The following is a 23,134-nucleotide window of genomic DNA, read 5'->3' as shown; positions in this document are numbered from 1 at the left end:
TTTCATGGGCGTTCGGCTTACAGCTTGGCCGAATGCTCGCGCGTGGCGTGGAAGGTAACCTTGGGCCAGCGCTCCTGCGCCAGTTCCAGATTGACCCGGTTCGGCGCCAGATAGGCCAGGTTGTCGGCTGCATCGCGCGCCAGGTTCAATACCAGACTCTTTTCGAAGTCGGCCAGCATGCGGGCGTCCTCGCAGCTGACCCAGCGCGTGCTGTGCACGCTGGCGTTTTCGAAGATCGCGTCCACGCCGTATTCGTTCTCCAGACGGCTCTTCACCACCTCGAACTGCAGCACGCCCACCGCGCCGATGATCAGGTCGGCGCCCGACAGCGGCTTGAACACCTGTACCGCGCCCTCCTCACCGAGCTGCTGCAGGCCCTTTTGCAGCTGCTTGATCTTGAGCGGGTTGCGGATGCGCACGGTGCGGAACAGCTCGGGCGCGAAGTAGGGGATGCCGGTGAAGGCCAGCTTCTCACCTTCGGAGAAGCTGTCACCGATCTGGATATTGCCGTGGTTGGGCACGCCGATAATGTCGCCTGCATAGGCTTCCTCGACCTGTTCGCGGCTGGAGGCCATGAAGGTCACCACCGAGTTGGCGGCCACGTCACGATCGAGGCGCAGATGCTTCATCTTCATGCCGCGCTCGAACTTGCCCGAGCACACGCGCAGGAAGGCGATGCGGTCGCGGTGCTTGGGGTCCATATTGGCCTGGATCTTGAACACGAAGCCGCTGAACTTCTCCTCATCCGGCTGCACATCGCGCACGGTGGCGTCGCGGTGCTGCGGTGCGGGCGCCCAGTCGATCAGCGCGTTCAGAATCTCGCGTACGCCGAAGTTATTGATGGCGGAGCCGAAGAACACCGGGGTTTGCTTGCCGGCCAGGAAGTCCTCAAGCGAGAACGGATGCGAGGCACCGCGCACCAGTTCCAGCTCCATGCGGGTGTTCTCGATCTCGAGCGGGAATAGCTCATCCAGGCGCGGGTTGTCGATGCCCTTGATGATTTCCACGTCCTCGATATTGCGGTCTTCGCCCGGCGCGAACAGCAGGATCTCGTCATTGAGCAGGTGGTAGACGCCGCGGAAGGTCTTGCCCATGCCGATGGGCCAGGTGATCGGCGCGCACTGGATCTTCAGCACGCTCTCCACCTCGTCCAAGAGCTCGAGCGAATCGCGCACTTCGCGGTCGTACTTGTTCATGAAGGTGACGATGGGTGTATCGCGCAGGCGGCACACATTCAAGAGCTTGATGGTCTGCTCTTCCACGCCCTTGGCCGCGTCGATCACCATCAGCGCGCTGTCCACCGCGGTCAGCACGCGGTAGGTGTCTTCCGAGAAGTCCTGGTGGCCCGGGGTGTCGAGCAGATTGATCACATGCTCGCGGTAGTCGAACTGCATGACCGAGGAGGCGACCGAGATGCCGCGCTGCTTTTCGATCTCCATCCAGTCGGAGGTGGCGAACTTACCGGTCTTCTTGCCCTTGACCGTACCCGCCATCTGAATGGCGCCCGAGAAGTACAAGAGCTTTTCGGTCAGCGTCGTTTTACCGGCGTCCGGGTGGGAAATGATGCCGAAGGTGCGCCGACGGGCGACTTCCTGTGCGATGGGCGACATGGTCAAGCGCCTTGAATTCTTTGAGAAAAGGGCGCGATTGTAGGCGAGCAGCCCTCGAATGTCGATCTGGTGCGGCACGGCAATCCGTGCGCGCGGCGGGCGTCAGCACCAGATCGATTCGATGTCCACATAGGCGTTGAAGGTGGCCGGGTTGATCGTCTCCTTCACCGCAAACTCGGCCTGGGTGGTGTCGCGGTAGACGGGCGGCAGCAGCGGGGTGCCGGCGGCACTAAGCAGGCTGATTACCACCGGGTGATTGGGCGAACTGCCCGGACGCACGACCACACCCTGTTCGCCATTGGCGAGGCTGAGCTTGAGGCCGGGTGGAAACACGCCAACCGCGTGGATGAACTGCGCGGCCAGGGTCTGATCGATGGTCTTGCCGCGCTCAAGCAAGATGCCGCGCAGGGCCACGGTCAGCGGCACGGCCGCGCGGTATTCGCGGAAGGTGATGCGTGCGCAGTAGACGTCGGCCAGCCTGAGCAACTGCCCCTCCTTGCTCAGATCATTGCCGCTCAGCCGATTGGGGTAGCCGCTGCCATCGAAGTGCTCATGGTGTTCAAGCACCGCGCGCAGCCAGATCGGATCGTGCACACCAATGGATTTGAGCTTGCTGGTGGCCAGCTCCGGGTGGCGATGCAGGCGTTCGAGCTGCTCGTTGCTCAGCGCCTCGGTCTGCGTCTTGATTTCGTCCTGGAACTCGCTCGAACCGAGGTTCATGGTCAGCGCCGCGCACACCAGCCCATGTTCCTTGGCTTTGGTCATTTTCAGGGTACGGGCGGCCAGGCGCACGATGACGGCACTGTCCAGCATATGGCGCGCGCTGTAGGCGCCGTCCTGGCGCAGGGTGATGAAGGCCTGGGCGAGGGCGGGGTTGGCGCTGCACAGACGGTCGACCTCGTGGGCGATCTCGACGATGCGGCTGATGAAGATGCCGCTCTGGATATTGAGCTCAAGCTGGCTGTAGAACTGGGCCATGATCTTGCGCAGATCGTTCCAGTCCTGCACCGGGCTGCCCGCGCCGCCGGCGGGGCTGTCCTGCTCTTCGGCCTCCAGCTGCAATAGGCGCGAGGACTGCAGGGCCTGGCTGTCGGCATACACACCCATGGCCACCAGGCGGTCGATCTGCGACTCGCTGGCCACGATAAAACCCTTGCTTAGCAGCAAGGTACCTTTCTCGTCGAACACATCCCAAGGCAAGGCCTTGCCCACCTCGATGTCCGAATGACGAACCCGTGACTGGCTCATGATGGCACCACCTCAGGCTGATCTAGATGGCGGCGCGCAGCAGGAAGATGGCCGTATCGGGACGTTGCGGGTCTGCAATGATGCGGAAGGCGAGCGGGGTGTGCGCATCGCGCGCGATGGTGATCAGCCCAAGCCCGGCGCCCTTGCTGCCGTCGGGCGTTTCCTGGCGTATGGCCTGGGTGTAGGCGGCCTTGATCTCGGCCTGGGTCATCTGCTGCAGCGGCTCAATGCGGCTGCGCAAAGTGTGCGCCTGCGCCTGGCTGACCCGGTTTGCGCATTCGATCAGGTACTGGCCCTGGGTGAGCGTGACGCAGATGCTGCCCCAGCGCAGCTGATGATCGTCCTGATCGTGCGGCGTCAGCGTGTCCTGCGCGTAGTGGATGATGTTCTGGGTCATCTCGACCAGCGAGGACATCAATCTGCGCCGCACCGGCGTGCTGATGCCCTCGCTATCGAGCTTGACCTTGAAGCCTTCCACCATGGCGGTCAGCAGCGGCTGCGATAGATAGCCGCTGTAGAAAAAGCACACATTGCCAGCGGTGAACAGTTCGCCAAAGTTATCCAACACATCATCAAGCATGGGGTGATGCTCCCAAAGGGGTGGTCGGCTCAGCACGGGCGCCAGTGGGCGCGCGCCACCTAGTCGGTATTGACCGGTACATCGACAAAATGGATGGCCGGGTAGTCGGCATGCAGTTCCTGGCCAAATTCGTACAGCGTGTCGTCGTCGGCGTCATGAAACCAGTTCAGCGTGATGCGGTTGCCGGCCTGGGCGGCCTGGTGGAATGCATCGAACATGCTGAACAGCAGCTTGGTGCTCGAACTATTGAAATAGGCGAGCGAGACATTCAGCTCGATATTCGCGGCCCGGCACTGGGCCAGATACTGCTGGACGCGTTCAAGCAGGCCGCCATAGAAGGCACTGGCATTCTCGGGATAGGACTCGCCCTTGATCAGCAGCAGATGCTGGTCAAAGCGGAAGTCGATCTCCGGCGTGCTGGGCGTTGCGGCGATAAACAGGTTTTGCATCATCGGCCCCTCTTCTAGGTAAGGCACTGGCCTGCGCTCGGCCATCAAGGTCGGAAACACAGGAAGGTCAGGTCATCGCGCCTGGGCTGGTCGGCCTGCCACAGGCTGTAGGCATTCAGCACCGACATGCTGATCACATCCGCACGCTCGTGGCGCTGCGACAGGATGGATTCGCGGATGCGCCGCTTGCCGAAGGCGGTCTGCTTGGGCCCGCCAATCTGGTCGATCAGGCCGTCGGTGGTGACGAACATCAGCGTGCCCTCGGGCGCGCTGACCAGACGGTTCTGCCACAGATAATCCATTGGGGTATCGATATAGCCGACCCCCATGCGATCACCGTCGACCTGGCTGAAGTCCTCGCCGTCCGGCGCCAGCACGAATAAGGGCGTCTTGGCCGCCGCGTAGGTCAACGTATGGGCCTGGCTGTCGAACCACATGAAGGCACCGTCCAGCCCATCATCGGAATGGCCGAAGCCGCCCTGCGGGGCGATCTGCCCGAGCAGACGCTTGATGGCACGGTTCAGCGCGGCCACGATGGCGCCAGGATTGCGTCGATCGCCATGTTCGATTGCCTGCGCGAGCAGCGACGAGGTGATCAGGGTCATGAAGGCACCGGGTACGCCATGGCCGGTGCAATCGGCAATGACCCCGAACCAGCCATCCTCGAAGCGCTCGAAATGATAGAAATCGCCGCCCACCACATCGCGCGGCTCCCAGACCAGCTCGCTATCGCGCAGGGTCTCTGCCAGGGTGTCGCGCGCTGCGCGCATCAGCGCCTGTTGGATCACCCCCGCATACTCGATGGAGTGGCGGATCTGGCGGTTCTTCTCGGCCTGCAGGTCGGCAATCATGCGCATCAGGCGTAGGCAGGAGCCGACGCCAGCGTATTCGCCCTGGCGCGTGACGATGAAACCGGCGGCCAGGGTCTGCTCGCCGCGGTCGACCACGCGGAAGGACAGCACCTCGAGATTGAGCTTCTCGTCCACGATCAGCGGATCGGAATTCATGAAGGCCACGCAGCTCTGCGGGCCATACAGCGCCTGGGCTTGCGGCGCGGACATCTCGGACATGAAGGTATTGCGATAGATGAGGCCGACCGGCTTGCCACCCGACACCACCGGCAGACTGACCAGATCACGGTCGAGTGCGAAACGGCGCAGTACTTCGAAATTGCTGGTCTCCAGCGCCACTGGCGTGATCAGCGTGGAGATACCGCCGGCATAGGGCTGCCGGTGTATGGTCTGGCGCTTGAAGTAATCGATGCTGGGAAGATCCATGAGAGTGCGCCGTCCTTGGCGCAAAGCGCGTGGGATCGTGTGGGCTGGCTCGCCGCTGACTGAAACCGATATAGCCGACCGGCAGGCCCTTCTTCAAGTCGGCATGCTGCTTGGACAAACGCGCATCCGCCTGCGGCTTGACTATGCTGGTGGGGCTGCCTTGATACCAGTGCGCGGAGAAACCGGATGTCGCTTGACGGTACACAGCCCGTTCAGAAAGCCCCGCACCGTAGCTACCCGCTGCGTGTGCACATTGCCACCCTGTTCACCCTGCTGATCCTGCTGACCGGCCTGTCCATCTGCTGGTATGCGTATTGGCAGAACCAGAAGCTGGCGCTGCAGCTGGCCCAGGCGCGCTTCAGCGATACCGCGCGCGAAACCGCCGCCAGCCTGGAAGGCCTGCATCGGCCGACCGAGGCCCTGGTCAATATGCTGGCGGCACTGGGCAAGCTCAGCGATTCCGACACGCTGCCCGAGCGTCTGGATGGCCTCGGTCTGCTCAGCGAGGCGCTGCGCAGCAATCCGCAGCTGGTCAGCCTGTATGCCGGCTATAGCGATGGCGATTTCTTCCTTTTGCGCCGCTTGGCCGATGTGGCAGCGCGCGAGCGCTTTGCCGCCCCGCGTGAGGCGGCTTTCCTGGTCCAGTCGGTTGAGCGTGCCGGCGCCGAGCAGATCGAGGGCCGCTATCTGTTTCTGTCCGATGATCTGCGCATCCTCAGCGACGAGGCCCGCCCCGACTACCGTTTCGACCCGCGTGGGCGGCCCTGGTACCAGCTGGCGCGCAGCCAGTCCGGCCTGGTGCGCACCGAGCCCTATGCCTTCTTCACCACCGGCGAGGTGGGGCTGACCTTTGCCCGGCGCAGCGACAATGGCCGCGTGATCGTGGCGGCCGACCTGACCCTGAGCCGCCTATCGGCCGAACTGGCCAGGGCCAGCCCGACGCCCTCGGCCGAGCTGGCCCTGGTCGATGCGCGCCAGCGTGTGCTCGCCTACCGCGACCCGGCCCGCCTGCTGCGGCCCGAGAGCGGGCAGGGCGCCGCCAGCCGCCTGTCGCGTCTGCAAGAGCTGCCTGCGCCGGTATTACGTGGCCTGGCTGCGCAGCTGGGCAAGCCACAGGCGCAGGCCGGCCAGTACCGTGCAGCCGGCGGGCGCGACTGGCTGTACAGCCTGCAGCCCTTGGCTGCCCAGGGCGCGCAGCGCAGTACGCTGATGCTGGCCGTGCCGCTGGACGAGCTGTTCGCCGAGGCGCGCCGCGTGCGCGACCGCACCGTGCTGGCCACCTTGCTGATCCTGGCGCTGTCCCTGCCGCTGACCTGGTGGCTGTCGCACAGCATTGGCGAGCGCTTGCGCGCGCTGAGCGATGAGGCCAAGCGCATCCAGCGTTTTCAGTTCGATGGCGAGGAGCCGCCACCTTCGCCTGTACACGAGGTGGACATGCTCGGCCAGGCCATCGGCAGGCTCAAGCGCACCATCCAGCGCTTTCTCGATATCAGTCAAAGCCTGGCCGAGGAAACCCAGTTCGACCGCCTGCTCGATCGCGTGCTGCTGGAAACCATCGGTGCGACCGGCGCCGAGGGTGGCGCCATCTATCTACTGGATGAGGCGAGCCAGACGCTGAAGCCGGCCGCCATGCGCTGGCAGGATGCGGCGCTGGGTGTGGCCGAGCTGCAGCCGATTGCGCTGGATGCCGTGAGCAACCCGCTGGCCATGGCCGTACGCGAGCGCACCACCGAGCTGTTGGCGCTGTCGGCGCCGCGCGAGCCCAGCCTCGCCTATGTCGACGCGCATTTCGGCCTGCAGCCGGTGCTGATGATTGCGCCGCCGCTGGCCAATCGCAGCGGCGAGCTGGTCGGCGTGCTCTGCCTGTTTCTTCCCGGCGATAGCGACCATATCTCGCCCGCGCGCGCCGCCTTTGTGGAAGCGCTGTCCGATTCGGCCGCGGTGGCGATCGAGAACCAGCGCCTGTTGCAGGGCCAGAAGGATCTGCTCGAGGCCTTTATCAAGTTGATCGCCGGGGCGATTGATGCCAAGAGCCCGTATACGGGCGGCCACTGCCAGCGCGTGCCCGAGCTGACCAAGGCGCTGGCCGAGGCCGCGCACAGGGCTGAGGACGGACCATTCAAGGACTACCGGCTCAGTGCCAGCGAGCGCGAGGCGCTGCATATTGCCTGCTGGCTGCATGACTGCGGCAAGGTGACCACGCCGGAATTCGTGGTCGACAAAGCCACCAAGCTGGAAACCCTGTACGACCGCATCCACGAGGTGCGCATGCGCTTCGAAGTGCTCAAGCGCGATGCCGAGATCGCCTACTGGCGCGAGCTGGCCCAGGGCGGTGATGCGTTGGCCCTGGCGCAGCGCTGCCAGCACGAACAGGCGCAGCTCGATGAGGAATTCGCCTTTGTCGCGCAGTGCAATCTGGGCGGCGAGCAGATGTCGGCCGAGCAGCTGGTGCGGCTGGGGCAGATCGCCCAGCGCCAATGGCTACGCACGCTGGACGACAGGCTGGGCGTGTCCTGGGAGGAGGCGCAGCGCATGGCCGCCCAGCCTGCGCCCGAGTTACCGGTGCTGGAGCCGCTGTTGGCCGATAAGCCCGCGCACCGTATTGCGCGTAAGCCGCATGAACAGATGCCGGCCGATAACCCCTGGGGCTTCAAGCTCAGCCAGCCCGAGTACAAGTTCGACCGCGGCGAGCTGCACAATCTGAGCGTGCGGCGCGGCACTTTGAGCGAGGAAGACCGCTATCTGATTAATGACCATATCGTGCAGACCATCATCATGTTGTCGCGCCTGCCTTTCCCCAAGCATCTGCAACGGGTGCCCGAAATTGCTGGCGGCCACCATGAAAAGATGGATGGCGGCGGTTATCCGAAGCGGCTGACCCGCGCGCAGATGAGCGTGGAGGCGCGCATGATGGCCATCGCCGATATCTTCGAGGCGTTGACCGCGGTGGACCGGCCCTACAAGCAGGGCAAGCGTCTGTCTGAGGCGGTCGCCATCATGGCGCGCATGCGCGACGATGCACATATCGATGCCGAGCTGTTCGCGCTCTTCCTGCGCAGCGGCGTGCATCTTGACTACGCGCGGCGCTTTCTGCGCCCCGAGCAGATCGATGCGGTCGATATCGAGGCCTATCTGACGGAGGGCAGGGCATGAATACGCTTGGACTGCGACTGTTCACCCGGCTGGCCCGTGGCCTGCTCGGCCTGGTCCTATTGGGCAACGTGGCGGCTGCGCCGGTGCTGCAGCTGGTCAGCACCGAATATCCGCCCTATTGCGGTAGCGAGCTGCCCGAGCAGGGCGTGTTTACCGCCCTGACACGTGCGGCCTTCAAAGCGGCTGGTTTCGAGACCCGGGTGGTGTTCCGCCCTTGGGCGCGCGTATTGGCCGAGGCCCGGGCCGGCCAGCACGATGCGGTGCTGGCGGTCTGGTACCAGGCCGAGCGCGAGCAGTACATGGTGTATAGCGACCCGCTGTGGGTGAATCGCATCGGCTTCTATGCGCGGGCGGGCGAGACTCATCCCGTGCATCAGCTATCGGCGCTGAAGGGACTGCGCATCGGCATCGTGCGCGGCTATGCGAATCCACTCGAGTTCGAGGCGGCCGATCTGGGCGGTGAGGCGGCGGTTGACGATCTGACCAATCTACGCAAGTTGCAGGCGGGCCGGCTTGACCTGGTGCTGATTGAACAGGCGCTGGCCGCCCATCTGCTGAAGACTCAGCTGCGCGAGGCCGCCGGGCAACTGGTCTGGCTGGAGCCGGCGCTGGCCAGCCCGCCGCTGTATGTGACGCTCACGCGCGGCAAGCCGCAGTACCGCAAGCATCTGGCCGCCTTCAACCGCGGCCTGGCCGAGATCCGCCGCAATGGCGAATACGCACGCATCGTGCAGCGCCTACTCGGCCCCTTGGCCGCGCCCTAGCTCATTCGCCCAGCTGCTTCTTTTCCAGCGCTTCCCAGCGCTCCATCTTGTCCAGCACCAGCACGTCGATCTCGTCGATGCGCGCCTGCCAGGCCGCTGCGTCGAGCGGCGCATTGCGGTAGATATTCGGGTCGAGTAGCTTTTCCTGCAGCGCGGCCTGCTCGGCCTCCAGGGCCGCAATCTCCTGCGGCAGCTTCTCCAGCTCCTGGCTTTCCTTGTAGCTCATCTTCACCGGGCGGGCGGTGCGCTCGGGTGCGGCGGCTGGCTTGGGCGCTTCCACCTTGGCCGGCGTCTTGGCATTGGCCAGCATGCGGTTGCGCGCCACGATCCAGTCGTCGTAACCGCCGGGGTTCTCGATCAGGCGGCCGTCGTCCTCGAAGGCGATCACCTGGGTGACCACATTGTCGAGGAAGGTCCGGTCGTGGCTGACCAGGAAGACGGTGCCGGTGTAATTGGCCAGCAGCTCTTCCAGCAGTTCCAGGGTGTCGATATCGAGGTCATTGGTTGGTTCGTCCAGCACCAGGATATTGGCCGGCTGGGTAAACAGGCGCGCAAGCAGAAGGCGCGCGCGTTCGCCGCCCGACAGCGACTTGACTGGGCTGCGCGAGCGTTCCGGCGCAAACAGGAAGTCCTCGAGATAGCTGATCACATGCTTCTTCTCGTTGCCGATCACCACGAAGTCGCTGCCCGGGCTGATTACATCGCAGATCGCCACGTCCTCGGGCAGAGCCGAGCGGAACTGGTCGAAGTAGGCGATTTCCTGCTTGCTGCCCTGGGTGACGGTGCCGCTATCGGGGGCCAGCTCACCCAGGATCAGCTTCAGGAGTGTGGTCTTACCGGCACCGTTCGGACCGATCAGGCCGATCTTGTCGCCGCGCAGGATGCGCGTGCTGAAGTCGCGGATCAGCGTGCGATTGCCATAGGCCTTGCTGACGTTTTCCAGTTCGGCCACCAGCTTGCCGCTGCGCTCACCGGCGTCTAGCGCGAACTGCACATTGCCGACCCGTTCACGCCGCGCGGCGCGCTCGCGGCGCAGCTGCTCGAGGCGGCGCACGCGGCCTTCATTGCGGGTGCGGCGCGCCTTGATGCCCTGGCGTATCCACACTTCTTCCTGGGCCAGGTATTTGTCGAACTTGGCGTTCTCGGTCGCTTCCTGGGCCAGCATCTCGGCCTTGCGTTCCTGATAGGTGCTGAAGTTGCCGGGGAAGCTCGATAGCCGACCGCGGTCGAGTTCGATGATGCGGTTGGACACATTGTCCAGAAAGCGCCGATCGTGGGTGATCAATAGCACCGCGCCGGCGAAATTGCGGATCAGGCCTTCCAGCCATTCGATGGCGGACAGGTCGAGGTGGTTGGTCGGCTCATCGAGCAGCAGCAGCTCGGGCTCGGACACCAGTGCCTGGGCCAGCGCCACGCGTTTCTTCCAGCCACCCGACAGCTCGCTGATCTTCTTCTCGGCCGGTAGGCCGAGGTTGGTCAGCGTGCTGGCCACCAGCGAATCGAGGCGCCAGCCGTCGCGCGCTTCCAGTTCATGCTGCAGTGCCATCATGCGCTCGAGCGCGTCCGGGTCGTGCTCGGCGGCAATCGCGGCGGCATGGTAGTCGGTGAGGATCTGCTTGAGGTCGCCCAGCCCCTCGGCCACCGCTTCAAACACGGTGGCGGCTGGGTCGAGCGGCGGCTCCTGCGGCACATAGGCGACGCGCTGGGTATTGCTGACGCGGATCACGCCGTCGTCGAGCTTGTGCACGCCGGCAATCGCCTTCAGCAGCGAGGACTTGCCCGCACCATTGCGACCGATCAGGCCCACGCGTTCGCCGGGCTCCAACACGAAATCGGCATGGTCGAGCAGGGGAACATGGCCAAAGGCCAGGCAGGCATTTTCAACAATCAGAACGGGCATGGTAGGCAGACAGTAAGCGAAGGCGGGCGATTATACCGATGCGCGCGGGCTTGGGCTTTTCCGCTGCATGCGATCCCGCTTGAATAAATGCGGCTAAGTGGTTGAGGCAATTTGGAAAATGCTGGGTTATGATGGGGTATATAAGTAAAAACTAGCGGACAGAGACAGATGGAGCGAATCGGATTCAGCCTGGCCTTCGATGCGGCCAGCCAAAAGCTGCAAGCTCAGTTCAAATCGGAGGAGGGCGCTCAGCTGCCGGATCGTGCTGCCCTGGATGCCGAGTTGGCGGTGAAGGGCTGGTCGGGTTTTTACCTCGATGAGGCCGCCATCAGCGCCTTCTTCGAGCAGGCGCGCCAATTGGCTGAGACGCCGGGCGCCAAGCCGCTTGAGTTGGTGATCGGCGAGCGGCGCGATGGTAGCTTCAAGCTGGACATCGCCGCGGACAAGATGAGCGTGAGCCTCACTCTGGTCGCCCCGCAGGGTGGACGCTCGGTGGTGGACGAGGTGCGCCCGGCCCTGCATATCAAGGGCATCATCCATGGCATACAGGACGCCGCCTTGAACGAAGCGCTGGCGGCTGGGCACTGCGAGGATGTGGTCGTCGCGCTCGGCACGCCGCCACAGGAGGGCGAGGCCGCCCATTTCGACAGCCTGATCGAGGCACTGCGTGAGGCGCAGTTCGAGGCTGGCGAAGACGAGGTGGTCGATTACCGCGACCTCGGTAACCTCCTGATCATCCATGCCGGCACTCCATTGATGCGCCGTACGCCGGCCGTGCCCGGCATTGCCGGCACCGATGTGTTCGGCAAGACGGTGCCGGCCCAGCCGGTGCCCGATACGCCGTTTTCCAGTGCGCTGAAGGGCGCTGCACCCGCCGAGGGGGACAGCAATCAGTTGGTCGCCTTGATCGATGGTCAGCCTGTACCCTGCGCCAACGGCGTCGATGTGAATCCACTGATCGAGGTCGAGCAGATCGATATCGAGAGCGGCAATATCCAGTTTGACGGCACGGTGCAGGTCAAGGGTGATGTGAAGGCCGGCATGCATATCCGCGCCAGCGGCGATGTGGTGATCGGCGGCACGCTGGAAGCGGCCGAGGTCGTGGCCGGCGGCAATGTGGTGGTCAAGGGCGGCATTGTCGGCCGCGCCGAGGCACAGGGCGCCACGCATGGTGGGGCAGTGGAAACCGCCATCGTGCGCAGCGAGCGCAGCGTGCAGGCCAAGTTCATCGAGCACGGTCTGGTGGAGGCGCGCCAGGACATTCTGGTTGAGCGCGCGGTGCGCCAGAGCGAGTTGAGCGCCGGCCATGATGTGAATGTCGGTCAGTCGGGCAGTGGCCAGATCATGGGGGGGCATCTGCGTGCCGGTCTGAATGTCCGCACCGGTGTGCTCGGTTCTCCCTCAGGGGCTCCCACCCATGTGCAAGTGGGTTTTGACCCCTATGTGAACCGTGACAAGCTCGGTCAGGAAGCGCTGCGCAAGAAGAAGCTGGAAGACTATGCCAAGCTGCGCCAGCTGCTCGATTTTCTGGACAAAAACCCGGCCAAGGGCGCCGGTGGCGTGCGCGAAAAGGCCGAGATGACCGCCAAGGCGATTCAGGACGAGGTGCGTGACCTCGATGTGCTCTTGCACAAGCTGAGCGAGCAGCTGGCGCTGAACGAGCATGCGCGGGTGCAGATCAGCAAACGCGTGCATGCCGGCGCGCTGATCCAGATCGGCCAGAAGCGCTGGGAAGCGCTTGATGATGGCCCGGGCGGCAGCTGGCGCCTGGACGACAAGGGCGAGCTGCTCAGCGACTGGGTAGGGCGCTAGGCAGCTACTGCGGCTTGGTTGGCAGAACCTGAGGTCGGTAGCGCAAGGCTGCCGGCCGGTTTTTGTTGGCATCGCGCAGCGTAGCCGCTGCGCTACCATGCAGGGCTGCGGTTTTCCGCCGCGCCGCATTCACCCCGATATCGTGTCGGCATCGTCTACTACTTGGGCGGTGCTGTTCTGGCTGGGCGCGGCATCCTCTCTTCCCCTTTTCTGAACTCTATGCAGACACTGGACAGCCTGGCTGATGAAGCACTGATGCAGCTGATTGCCCTGGGCGAGATCGCCCAGCCGGGGCGCGAGCTGGTGCGTCGCCACCAGCCGGCGCTATTCAATCGCCTGGCCTATCTGGCTCAGGGCGACCGGCATGTGGCGGCCGACCTCGCGCAGAAAGTATGGGAAAAGGTCTTGGGTGGCGCGGCTGGCTTTGCTGGCCAGGCCTCGTTCAAGACCTGGCTGTACACGATTGCGCGCAATGCCTTTATCGACTGGCTGCGCGTGGAACGCAGCCGCGGCCAGCTGCCACTGGAGCAGGATTGGGATGAGGATGGCCCCACGGTCGGGATCGAGCTCGTCGATGAGCGCCCACAGCCCGATGCCCAGGTGCTGGCCAGCCAGGATGCCGCGCGCGTGCGCGCCGCGCTGTGCCAGCTGGCACCGATTTACCGCGAAGCCATGGTGCTGCGTTATATGGAGGGCCTGAGCGTGGAGGAGGTGGCCAGCCTGACCGGCCAGAAGCTGGAGACCACGCGCACCCGCCTGCGCTATGCAAAGACCCAGCTGCGCAGCCTGCTGGAGGATGCTCATGGCTGATTGGCAGGAACAGGATGACAGCGAAGCCGAGATCGCCGGCTGGTGCACCCTGCTGCAGCGCGCCGCCTGGACACCTGCGGCCGGCGATGCCCTGAGCCCCGCGCTGGCGGACCTGATCGACCGCCTGCACGAGGCTGCGCAGGCGCGCCGCGATACGGCCTATGCGCAAGACCCGGCCAGCCTGGCGCTTGATCCAGCGGCGCTTGGCTGGTGGCTAGCCCAGCGCGAGGACGCACAGTTCACCTGGCTGCTGCAGGACGAAGCGCTGCGCTATACGGCGCCGGCTGAGCTGGATGCCCAGTTGGTGGCGCTACTGCAGCGCCCATCACCGGCTAAGATGCCTGCCGCAAGGCCCGTCTGGCGCGGGCGGCTGAGGCTGCTGGCTGATTGGCTGGCAACAAGTCTGGGCGGACATGGCCGGCTGGCGCTGGCCAGTCTGGCGGTGCTGGTGCTGTCAGTTTCCCTACTGCTCGATCTGCGCAGTCAGCGCGAGCTGCAGCTGGATGAGCCACTGCAGGCTGAGATGGCACCGCGCGAAGTGGAAGCCCAGACTGCGCCAGACGTGAGCGAAGCGATGCCTTTACAGCAAGCTGCGCCGGCTGGCGAGGCAGCCAAGCCTGCCGCCGACATGCCGCCCCTGGCGGCGCTGCAGAAAGCGGCGCCTGCCCAGCCCCCCGTGGCGCCAAGCGAGCCAGTGCCGGCCGCCAAGGCCGCGCCGCAGCTGCTTGAACGGCCAAGCCAGCCAGTCCAGCCCAGCTTGGCCGAGCCGGCTGCGCCCGCCCCAGTACCGGCGCCTGCCCCGGTCGCGCCTATCGAGTCCGCCCGCGAGGCGGAAGTGCCTGCCCCACCCGCAGCACCCGCGCCGGCCCTGCGCGCCAAGGCGCTCGCCGCACCGCCACCACCTGTACAGGCCGATGCGGTGCCATCGGCGCTGGCCCTGCGCTTGCGTGCCTTGCTGGATAACGGTGAGCTGGCCACGGCCCAGGCGCTATGGTGTGCAGCGCGCGCTGAGCAGGCTAGCCTCTCCAGCCAGCTGCTGGCGGTCGAGCTGGCCCGCTTGCGCGCGGCGGATTGCACGCAGGCTCAGTAATAGCTGAGCGCGCGTGCCTTGCCCCAGAACACCCGGTAGGCATACACGGTGTAGCCGATGATGGTCGGCAGCACGATGCACACACCCACGAACATGATCAGCAGCGATTCCGGCGCGCTGGCGGCCTGCCAGACGGTGAGCCGGTGCACGACCAGATAGGGGAAGAGGCTGTAAGCAAGGCCATGGAAGGCCAGGATGAAGATGCCGACCGTGCAGGCAAACGGCACCCAGCACCAGCGTTCATGACTAGCCGGCATATGGGCCAGGCTGCGCTGGATCACGCCGAACAGGGCCAGGGTCATTAGCGGAATCGGTGCCAGCAGCAACGCATTCGGCAGCGAGAACCATTTGGCGAAGATTTCCGCGCTGACCAGCGGGGTGACGATGGAGATCGCTGCCACGCCAGCTGCCGTCAGCCACAGGCTGCCACGCGCCCAGCGCACCGCACGCGCCTGCAGCTCGCCCTCGGTCTTCATGATCAGCCAGGTGGCACCGAGCAGCGCATAGCCGGCGGTGAGGGCAAAGGCGGTGAATAGCGCGAACAGGCCCGATTCCCAGCGTGGCTCGAAGCCGACGATGTAATAGCCGAGCATACCGCCCTGCGACAGCGTGGCCAGCAGCGAGCCCGCATAGAAGGCGCGGTTCCACCACGGCTTATGGTGGTCGCGTGCCTTGACGCGGAAATCGAAGGCCACCCCGCGCAGGATCAGCCCGAACAGCATAAGCGTGACCGGCAGATACAGCGAGGTGAGGATCAGGCCATGCGCCATCGGGAAGGCCACCAGCAGAATGCCCACGCCTAGCACCAGCCAGGTTTCATTGGCATCCCAGAAAGGGCCGATGGACGCGATCATGATGTCCTTTTCAGCATCGGGCGCGCGGCGCAGCAGGATGCCGACGCCGAGGTCATAGCCGTCCAGAATCACATAGGCGAGCATGGCAAGGCCCATCAGGGCCATGAAGACCACCGGCAGCCAGCCGGCAGGGGTGGAGAGATCAGGTGTCATGGCGAAATCCTTAAACGGGGGCAGTCTGCGTGGCGGCGGGCTTTTCGTACTTCGCGTACTTGGCCTTGCGCGCGAGGTAGAACAACACCGACACATAGGCGACGATCAGCGCGGCATACAGGGCCAGATAGGCGAACAGGGTGCTGGCGATCATGCCGGCCGGCACCTTGCTGGCGGCATCGGCCGTGCGCAGCACGCCATACACGAGCCAGGGCTGACGGCCGATTTCGGTCACATACCAGCCGGCCAGGGTGGCCACCCAGCCCGAGAAGGTCATGCCCACCAGGGCCATCGCCAGCCAGCGCTGCGGCGCACCGTGGCGGCGCAGCTGCCAGCTGCCCAGCCAGCTCAGCAGCAACATCAGCATGCCCACCCCGACCATGATGCGGAAAGCCCAGAATAGCGGCGGCACCGGTGGATGCTGGCCGACGAACTCGTTCAGGCCGCGGATTTCGCCGTTCGGATCGTGCTTGAGGATCAGGCTGGCCAGCTTGGGAATGCCGATCGCGTAGTCATTGCTGCGGGTTGCCGAATTGGGCAGTGCGAACAAGAGCATCGGTGCGCCACGCTCGGTCTCCCATACCCCTTCCACCGCGGCGATCTTGGCCGGTTGGTGTTCCAGAGTATTCAGACCATGCATATCGCCGACGAAGATCTGCAGCGGAATCAGCGCGGCGGCCAGGTAGACGCCGGTTTTCAGGCTGGCCAGCACGCTGGCGGCCTTGTCGCCGCGCAGCCAGCGATAGGCGGATAGGCCTGCGAGCAGGAAGGCCACGGTCAGCCCCGAGGCCAGCAGCATATGGCTGAGCCGGTAGGGCATGGAGGGATTGAATAGGATGGCTAGCCAGTCGGTGGCGTGTGCCTTGCCGTCTATCATCTCGAAGCCGACCGGGGTCTGCATCCAGGAATTGAGTACCAGAATCCAGAACGCCGACATGGAGGTGCCGAAGGCGACCAGGAAGGTGGCCAGCGTGTGCATGCGATTGGACACCCGCTCGCTGCCGAACAGCATGATGCCGAGGAAGGCCGCTTCCAGGAAAAAGGCGGTCAGTACCTCGTAGGCCAGCAAGGGCCCGGCGATATTGCCGACGGTCTCCATATAGCCGGGCCAGTTGGTGCCGAACTGGAAACTCATGGTGATGCCGCTGACCACGCCCAGTGCGAAGGTCAGCGCAAAGACCTTGACCCAGAAGCGATAGGCGCCCATCCATTTGATGTCGCCGCTGCGGTTGTAGCGCAGCTTGAAGAACAGCAGCACCCAGCTGAGCGCAATGCTGATGGTGGGGAAGAGGATGTGAAAACTGATATTGGCGCCGAACTGGATGCGGGCCAAAAGCAGGGGGTCCATGATGCTTGCCTCATAGGAAACAACGGTTGTGCCCAGCCAGGCCGGGCGAAAGGGCTGCCACGCAGGGTGGGCACCGAGGGGGAGGCGGGCGTCCGCGCTGTCCCCACAACGCTGTTACCCGCTTCGGTGGCTGCCCCTGCGGGCAACGGTTTACTTGCTGGAGAGGCGCTGATTAATTCGATTACTCGACGATCAGCTCACCACCCGGCGGAGCCGGGTGCTGATCGACAGCGATAAATCAATGATTCCTCGCTGTTCTATTCCACCCCCTCCGCCCCCGCCGCTGCGGGGGGACCGCGCTGACGCGCGACGGTGAGTTGATCAGCGCTTTCCTAGTGCTTATTGTCGTCCTCTCCCTTGCTGCCCATGCCTAGCAGCAGCTTGTCCTTGATCTCTAGGAATTTGGTGACCTTGCCGCCGAGCTTCATCAGCTGCATCAGGGTCTTGGAGTCGAGTTTCTGTACATCGCTGAACCAGTCGGTGGTCAGCTCGATCAGATCGTGCATTTCGCGCAGACGGCCCTGGGCGTGCTTCTCGGCCGAGGTGGCCGGCTCGGCCAGCAAGGCATCGCGCAGCATGGACAGCGTCGGGTCGATTTCGCGCTTGCGGCGCTCCTCGGCCAGGGTGCGGAAGATCGCCCACACGTCCTCGGGGGCGGAAAAATACTCGCGCCTATCGCCCGGCAGGTGCTGGAGCTTAACCAGGCGCCAGGACATCAGCTCCTTGAGCCCCATGCTGATATTCGAGCGCGAGAAGCCGAGCGCCTCGGCCATCTCATCGGCATTCAGCGGGCGCTCGGCCACGAACAGCAGCGCATAGATTTGCCCGACGGTGCGATTGATGCCCCAGCGGCTGCCCATTTCACCGAAGTGCAGCACGAAGGTCTGGATCAAGGGCGACATCAACATGTTTGACTTCCTGAATTTTCAGTAATTGTTGAAATATCTTAACTTACATCAACAACTAGCTAAAGTAATTTGTGCTAATGAAGTGAGACCCCCGTTATCGGGCTGTGCTTCAGCGCCGGCAAGGGCTGAACAAAGGCCTGCCTGCTGGCGCGCCCGGCGCGAACCCGCCAGACTGCGCGCTTCCGAACCCGCTGCAACCCGTACACGAAGGACCACCCATGCCGCGCTTGAAGCGCCTGAGTTGGCTATTACTGCTCGCTGTCTTGATCCTGGGCCTGTTGGTCTGGTTTTTTCTGCGCGCCAGCCCGTGGCCGGCCTACCGCGTACAGCGCGCCGACCTGAGCGAGACCGTGGTGGCCAGTGGCCGGGTGATTCCGCCCGCCACGGTGGAACTGGCCAGCATGGTGAATGGCACGGTGGCTGAGGTGCGTGGCGAGGAGGGCGATGCCTGCCGCAAGGGCGAGCTGCTGGTGCAGCTGGATGAGAGCGAGCTGCGCGCGCAGCTGCGCAATGCGGAGGCCCAGCTCGCGCAGGCCGAGGCGCGCCTGGCCCAGCTGGGTACGCTGACCGCCCCGCAGGCCGCACAGACGGTCGAGCAGGCGCGCAGCAGTCTGACGCTGGCCGAGCGCACGCTGGCGCGGAATCGCGAGCTGGCCCGCACCGGCTTTGTCAGCCCGGCGGCGGTGGATGAGGCGCAGCAGCAGGTGGAACTGGCCGCCAGCCGCCTGCGCAGTGCGCAAACCGGTCTGAGCAGCAGCCAGGCGGGCAGCGAGCGCCAGCTGGCCCAGGCTGGCGTGCGTGCAGCCCAGGCGGCCGTGCAGCTGGCGCAGGCCAAATTGCAGCAGCTGAGCCTGCGTGCACCGGCCGATTGCCGCGTGCTCTTGCGCAGCGTGGAAGTGGGGCAGGTGGCCCAGGTCGGCAAACCCTTGCTGACCCTGGCCCTGAATGGTCCAACCCGCATCAGCATGCTGGTGGATGAGAAGCGCCTCGGCTACCTGGCGGTGGGTCAGGTAGCACGTGTGTTGGCCGATGCCTTTCCCGAGCAGCCATTCGATGCCACGGTCAGCAGCATCGCGCCTGGCGTGGACCGTGATACCGGCACGGTGGAAGTCAAACTGGCGGTGGCCAAGCCACCAGCCTTTCTGCGCGCAGACATGACGGTTTCGGCCGAGGTGCGTGTGGCCAGCCGCCCGCAAGTGCTGCAACTGCCTAGCGATGCGGTACTGGCCGGTAATGGCGAGCCCGCCGTGTGGCTGGTGCGTGATGGCGAGGCGCTGCGCCAGACTGTGCGCCTGGGTTTGAACGGCGTCGGGCGGGTCGAGGTGCGCGCGGGCCTGTCGGAGGGCGATATCGTGCTGGCCCCAGGCAGCAAGCCGATCACCGCCGGCATGGCGGTGCGGCCGCAGGTGGCCCAGCCGTGAACGCGTTTGAATGGCTGGTGGCCCTGCGCTTTCTGCGCGAGGGGCGCATGCAATCGGTGCTGATCTTCCTTGGCGTGACGGTCGGCGTCGCGGTGGTGGTGTTCATCACTGCCCTGGTCAACGGTCTGCAGAGCAATATCATCCAGCGCACGCTGAGTACTCAGGCGCATATCAGCCTGCGCGCGCCCGAGCAGCAGGCGCTGCGCCTGCCGCCCAGTGGCGCGGTGGCGGCCAAGGTGGAAAAGCGCGCCCAGGCGCTCAAATCGCTCGAGCAATGGCAGGCCTGGTTGACGGTGCTGGGGCGTGAACCCGGTGTCAGTGCTGTGTCGCCCATGGTCAGCGGCGCCGGCCTGGCCGTGCGCGGCGCGGCCAGCAAGTCGATCGCGCTGATGGGCGTGCTGCCCGAGCAGTACAACCGCATCGTCAATCTGCGCGACAAGCTCAAGCAGGGGCAGTTCACGCTGGCCAGCGGCGAGGTGGTGATCGGCACCGAGCTGGCCGACGACCTCGGTATTGCGCTCGGCGATACCCTGCGCCTGAGCACCCAGGGCGCGCGCAGCGATGTGTTTCGCGTGGCCGGCATCTTCGATATGGAGATCAAGGACATCAACCGCCGCTGGGTGCTGGTCAATCTGCGCAGCGCGCAAAGCCTGCTCGATCTGCCGGGCGGGGTCAGCCAGATCGACCTGAAGGTTGCCCAGTTATTCGAGGCCGAAGCCATCGCCCAGCGCCTGGCGCGCCGTACCGGCTTCGAGGTGGAAAGCTGGATGCAGACCAATACCCAGCTGCTGACCGCGCTGCGCTCGCAAAGCGCCTCGTCCAGCATGATCCGCGTGTTTGTCTCGTTGTCAGTGGCGCTGGCGATTGCCAGCGTGCTGGCGGTGTCCATCGTACAAAAGCAGAAGGAGATCGGCATCCTGCGCGCAATGGGCACGCGCGCGCCCAGCGTGCTGCGCATCTTTCTGATCCAGGGCGGCGTGGTCGGCCTGCTCGGCTCGCTATGCGGCTCGGTGCTGGCCACCGCGCTGCTGCAAGTCATGGGCCTGGTGGCCAAGGCACCGGATGGCTCGCCGCTCTTCGTGCTTGAGGTGTCGCCCTCGCTCTTCATCAGTTCGGCGCTCGGGGCCACGCTGATCGGCCTGCTGGCCGCGGCCGCGCCGGCCCTGCGCGCGGCCCGGCTCGACCCGGTACAGGCAATACGCAATGGCTGATCCCACACGTCCGCTGCTCGAGTTGCGCGCGCTGCGCAAGTCCTATGGCAATGCCGAAGTGCAGACCGAGATCCTGCATGGCATCGATCTACGCCTGATGCCGGGGGAGTTTGCCGCGCTGATCGGCCCCAGCGGCTCGGGCAAGAGCACGCTGCTCAACTGCATTGGCCTGTTGGAAGGGGCGAGCAGCGGGGAATTGCTGATCGATGGCCAGGTGACCCAGGGTCTTGATGATGCCGCGCTGACCGCCTTGCGCGGCCGCACACTGGGCTTCATCTTCCAGTTTCACTACCTACTGCCGGCCTTCAGCGCGCAGGAGAATGTCTACCTGCCGGTGATGGCCGACCAGGGTCATGCCACGCCGGCCATGCGCACCCGTGCCCTCGATCTGCTCGCGCGCGTGGGCCTTGCCGATTCGGCGCAAAAACGACCGGCTCAGCTATCGGGCGGCCAGCAGCAGCGGGTGGCGATTGCACGCGCCTTGGCCCAGCACCCGAAGCTGGTACTGGCTGATGAGCCGACTGGCAATCTGGATACCCGCACCGCGGATGAGATTTTTGCCCTGCTGCGCGAGGTGAACCGCAGCGAGAACACCACCTTCCTGATCGTCACCCACGACCCGCGCCTCGCGGCGCGTTGTGACCGCATCATCCGCCTGGTGGATGGCCAGATCGTCGAGGACCGCCCCAATGTGCCGCAGGCGAGCGAGCCGATTTGAATGGTATTAATACCGTTTGTCGCGACGCGCTAAGTTTGGCGCGTATCGCGCCGATATGCAGCCAAGCCTATTGGCCTGCTCAAGGAGTGCCAAGTCATGAACCTGAATCCCCTCTCTGCCGCCCAGACCGCCAATCTGCCGGCCAATACCGATGCCACGCAACGTAGCACCGCGCCGCGCCAGCAAGGACTGCTGGCCAAGTCCATGGCCATGCTGGACAAGCTGGGTGATCTGGCGGAAAAGCGCGTTGAGCAGCTGAATCAGAGCATGACCAGCATGGCGCAAAGCCTGATCCAGAGCTTTGCCGGCAGCTTCCTCGGCGACGCGGCCAAGGGCGCCAAGATCGAGTTCGACAGCTTTTCGCTGGCCAGCCAGAGCAGCTTTAGCGCACTGAGCCTGCAGCAGCGCGACGAAAATGGCCGCATCAGCGCCTCGGCCTTCCGGCTTGAGGAGGCCAGCCAGTTCATCGGCCGCGGCACGATTACCACCGCCGATGGGCGCAGCTTCGAGTTCGAAATGGATATCCGCTATAGCCTGGAGCTGGAAGCCGCCAGCATCAGCCAGCAGAGTAATAATCGCGGCGGCCAGGCCCTGGCCGCCTTGCCGGCAACGGAGCCGGCGGCAGCGACACCCGCGCAGGCTGCTACGGTACCCAGTTCCGCATCCGCGCCGGCAGCTGCACCAAGCATGCCTTACCAGCAAGCCCAGTTCGCCGGTACGGCGGCCGAGCTGCTCGAACGCCTGCGCAGCGAGCCGGTGCGCGTACCCTTCAATCTACAGCTGCCCGAGCAGGGGGCGAATCCTCAGACGCTATTCGGCGACCTGGCCATGCGCTTGCTCAATCTGCCTGGCGGCGAGCGCTATCTCGATCTGCTGCCGCAGACTGCGCAGGGCGAACCGCGCAAGACCGATGGCGTTGACCTGCTGGCCTGAAGTACGCCGCGCCGCCCAACACGCAGCCCGCCTTTCGGCGGGCTGTTTTTTGTGCCGACACGCGCGAGCTGCTCAGCGCGCGCCGGCCAGGGCGGCGCCCATCGCTACCAGTGCGCCGCCAAACACGCGGTTCAACCAGCGCAGGCGCAAGGGATGGTGTAGCACGGCGCGCAAGCGCGCCGAGAACAGCGCATTGGCCGCCACCCCGAGGGCAAACAGCAAGGCGAAGCTGGCGGCCAGCAGGCCGAACTGGGCATTGCTGCTCCAGGCGGCATCAGCCTGCATGAATTGCGGGAAGAAGGACGGGAAGAACAGCAGGGTCTTGGGATTGAGCCCCGAGGTGGCAAAGCCGCGCCAGAACAGGCTGCGCTCGGCACCATCGCTAGCGGCTTCCAGCAGCTTGGTCGCATGCCATTGCTGCCAGCCCAGGTAGACGAGATAGGCAGCAGCCAGCGCAGCAGCGCCAGCGCATGTGGGCTGAGCAGCAGGACGCCGTTCAGGCACAGGCCGGTAAACAGCAGCTGCAGCAGAACCGCGCCGGTGGCACCCCAGACGCAGGGCAGGGCCGGGCGCCAGCCGCTTTGCAAGGCTTGGCTCATGGCCAGGACATTGACCGGGCCGGGTGAAAAGATCAGCACCAGGGAGGCCAATAGGAAAGACAGGTAGAGCTCGATCGACATGCAAGGCTTTCTCGCCACCGCGCACCTGCACCCGCGCTTGTGGCGCGAGCCGGCCTTGGCTGGCAATACGTGAAGGAAACAGGACACGTCGTCTGCGCCGCGGGTTGCCTGGCCGCCCACCTATCGCAGGCCGCTGCACCCTGGCTGGCCGTGCATGGGCCAGCGCCGCCTGCCGGCTGGCCCGGTGGGGCCGCTCAGCACCTTGGCGCTATTGG

At 64.9% G+C, this 23,134-nt stretch carries 18 protein-coding genes and 1 pseudogene; 9 read left to right on the top strand and 10 right to left on the bottom strand.

The window, feature by feature from the left end; translation table 11 throughout:
* Positions 1 to 17: 17 nt before the first annotated feature.
* From BT173_RS02325 to BT173_RS02305, 5 genes are all read right to left on the bottom strand, one after another.
* The gene (locus tag BT173_RS02325) at positions 18 to 1,610 is read right to left on the bottom strand and encodes a peptide chain release factor 3 (protein WP_072427014.1); all 1,593 of its coding nucleotides are present in this window, start codon (positions 1,608 to 1,610) and stop codon (positions 18 to 20) included.
* A gap of 102 nt (positions 1,611 to 1,712) precedes the next feature.
* Entirely contained in the window at positions 1,713 to 2,858 is a 1,146-nt protein-coding gene (locus BT173_RS02320) for an HD-GYP domain-containing protein (RefSeq protein WP_084658091.1), read from the bottom strand.
* Positions 2,859 to 2,880: 22 nt separating this feature from the next.
* On the bottom strand, positions 2,881 to 3,438 hold the full coding sequence (locus tag BT173_RS02315) for a SiaB family protein kinase (protein WP_072427012.1): 558 nt from the start codon (positions 3,436 to 3,438) through the stop codon (positions 2,881 to 2,883).
* 59 nt (positions 3,439 to 3,497) lie between these two features.
* On the bottom strand, positions 3,498 to 3,890 hold the full coding sequence (locus BT173_RS02310) for a DUF1987 domain-containing protein (protein WP_308417546.1): 393 nt from the start codon (positions 3,888 to 3,890) through the stop codon (positions 3,498 to 3,500).
* A gap of 41 nt (positions 3,891 to 3,931) precedes the next feature.
* Positions 3,932 to 5,164 (bottom strand): PP2C family protein-serine/threonine phosphatase, encoded by a 1,233-nt coding sequence (locus tag BT173_RS02305; RefSeq protein WP_084658089.1) that lies wholly within the window; start codon positions 5,162 to 5,164, stop codon positions 3,932 to 3,934.
* 186 nt (positions 5,165 to 5,350) lie between these two features.
* Between BT173_RS02305 and BT173_RS02300 the strand changes: the two genes are divergently transcribed.
* Both BT173_RS02300 and BT173_RS02295 read left to right on the top strand, forming a co-directional pair.
* Entirely contained in the window at positions 5,351 to 8,317 is a 2,967-nt protein-coding gene (locus BT173_RS02300) for an HD domain-containing phosphohydrolase (protein WP_072427011.1), read from the top strand.
* Positions 8,314 to 9,081, top strand: a complete 768-nt coding sequence (locus BT173_RS02295; protein WP_072427010.1) for a substrate-binding periplasmic protein — start codon at positions 8,314 to 8,316, stop codon at positions 9,079 to 9,081. Before BT173_RS02300 ends, BT173_RS02295 begins: the two co-directional genes overlap by 4 nt.
* A gap of 1 nt (position 9,082) precedes the next feature.
* Here BT173_RS02295 and BT173_RS02290 read toward each other — a convergent pair whose 3' ends face one another.
* On the bottom strand, positions 9,083 to 10,981 hold the full coding sequence (locus BT173_RS02290; RefSeq protein WP_072427009.1) for an ATP-binding cassette domain-containing protein: 1,899 nt from the start codon (positions 10,979 to 10,981) through the stop codon (positions 9,083 to 9,085).
* A 168-nt stretch (positions 10,982 to 11,149) separates the two neighbouring features.
* On the opposite strand from BT173_RS02290, the gene BT173_RS02285 reads away from it, so the two are divergent.
* From BT173_RS02285 to BT173_RS02275, 3 genes are all read left to right on the top strand, one after another.
* The gene (locus BT173_RS02285) at positions 11,150 to 12,793 is read left to right on the top strand and encodes a flagellar assembly protein A (protein WP_072427008.1); all 1,644 of its coding nucleotides are present in this window, start codon (positions 11,150 to 11,152) and stop codon (positions 12,791 to 12,793) included.
* A gap of 219 nt (positions 12,794 to 13,012) precedes the next feature.
* Positions 13,013 to 13,603 (top strand): RNA polymerase sigma factor, encoded by a 591-nt coding sequence (locus BT173_RS02280; RefSeq protein ID WP_072427007.1) that lies wholly within the window; start codon positions 13,013 to 13,015, stop codon positions 13,601 to 13,603.
* Entirely contained in the window at positions 13,596 to 14,693 is a 1,098-nt protein-coding gene (locus BT173_RS02275) for a hypothetical protein (protein WP_072427006.1), read from the top strand. Before BT173_RS02280 ends, BT173_RS02275 begins: the two co-directional genes overlap by 8 nt.
* On the opposite strand, the gene BT173_RS02270 is transcribed toward BT173_RS02275, so the two are convergent.
* The 3 genes from BT173_RS02270 to BT173_RS02260 form a co-directional block, all read right to left on the bottom strand.
* Entirely contained in the window at positions 14,687 to 15,700 is a 1,014-nt protein-coding gene (locus BT173_RS02270; protein WP_072427005.1) for a cytochrome d ubiquinol oxidase subunit II, read from the bottom strand. The genes BT173_RS02275 and BT173_RS02270 overlap by 7 nt on opposite strands.
* 10 nt (positions 15,701 to 15,710) lie before the next feature.
* Positions 15,711 to 17,048, bottom strand: coding sequence for a cytochrome ubiquinol oxidase subunit I (locus BT173_RS02265; RefSeq protein ID WP_072427004.1), 1,338 nt, complete (start codon positions 17,046 to 17,048; stop codon positions 15,711 to 15,713).
* A gap of 332 nt (positions 17,049 to 17,380) precedes the next feature.
* The gene (locus tag BT173_RS02260; protein ID WP_072427003.1) at positions 17,381 to 17,956 is read right to left on the bottom strand and encodes a GbsR/MarR family transcriptional regulator; all 576 of its coding nucleotides are present in this window, start codon (positions 17,954 to 17,956) and stop codon (positions 17,381 to 17,383) included.
* 218 nt (positions 17,957 to 18,174) lie between these two features.
* On the opposite strand from BT173_RS02260, the gene BT173_RS02255 reads away from it, so the two are divergent.
* From BT173_RS02255 to BT173_RS02240, 4 genes are all read left to right on the top strand, one after another.
* Complete coding sequence (locus BT173_RS02255) at positions 18,175 to 19,377, top strand: efflux RND transporter periplasmic adaptor subunit (protein WP_072427002.1); 1,203 nt, start codon at positions 18,175 to 18,177, stop codon at positions 19,375 to 19,377.
* On the top strand, positions 19,374 to 20,588 hold the full coding sequence (locus BT173_RS02250) for an ABC transporter permease (protein ID WP_245794114.1): 1,215 nt from the start codon (positions 19,374 to 19,376) through the stop codon (positions 20,586 to 20,588). Before BT173_RS02255 ends, BT173_RS02250 begins: the two co-directional genes overlap by 4 nt.
* Positions 20,581 to 21,306, top strand: a complete 726-nt coding sequence (locus BT173_RS02245; RefSeq protein WP_072427001.1) for an ABC transporter ATP-binding protein — start codon at positions 20,581 to 20,583, stop codon at positions 21,304 to 21,306. Before BT173_RS02250 ends, BT173_RS02245 begins: the two co-directional genes overlap by 8 nt.
* Positions 21,307 to 21,402: 96 nt before the next feature.
* Positions 21,403 to 22,239: a hypothetical protein gene (locus BT173_RS02240; protein ID WP_072427000.1), complete on the top strand. Its 837-nt coding sequence runs from the start codon at positions 21,403 to 21,405 to the stop codon at positions 22,237 to 22,239.
* 72 nt (positions 22,240 to 22,311) lie between these two features.
* Here BT173_RS02240 and BT173_RS02235 read toward each other — a convergent pair.
* A pseudogene (locus BT173_RS02235) lies at positions 22,312 to 22,838 on the bottom strand (LysE family translocator).
* Positions 22,839 to 23,134 lie beyond the last annotated feature (296 nt).

The organism is Chitinimonas taiwanensis DSM 18899 (assembly GCF_900119825.1).
Taxonomy (GTDB): Bacteria; Pseudomonadota; Gammaproteobacteria; order Burkholderiales; family Chitinimonadaceae; genus Chitinimonas; species Chitinimonas taiwanensis.
Note: the sequence above shows the minus strand (reverse complement) of the source record. Positions and strands in the feature narration are given on the sequence as shown.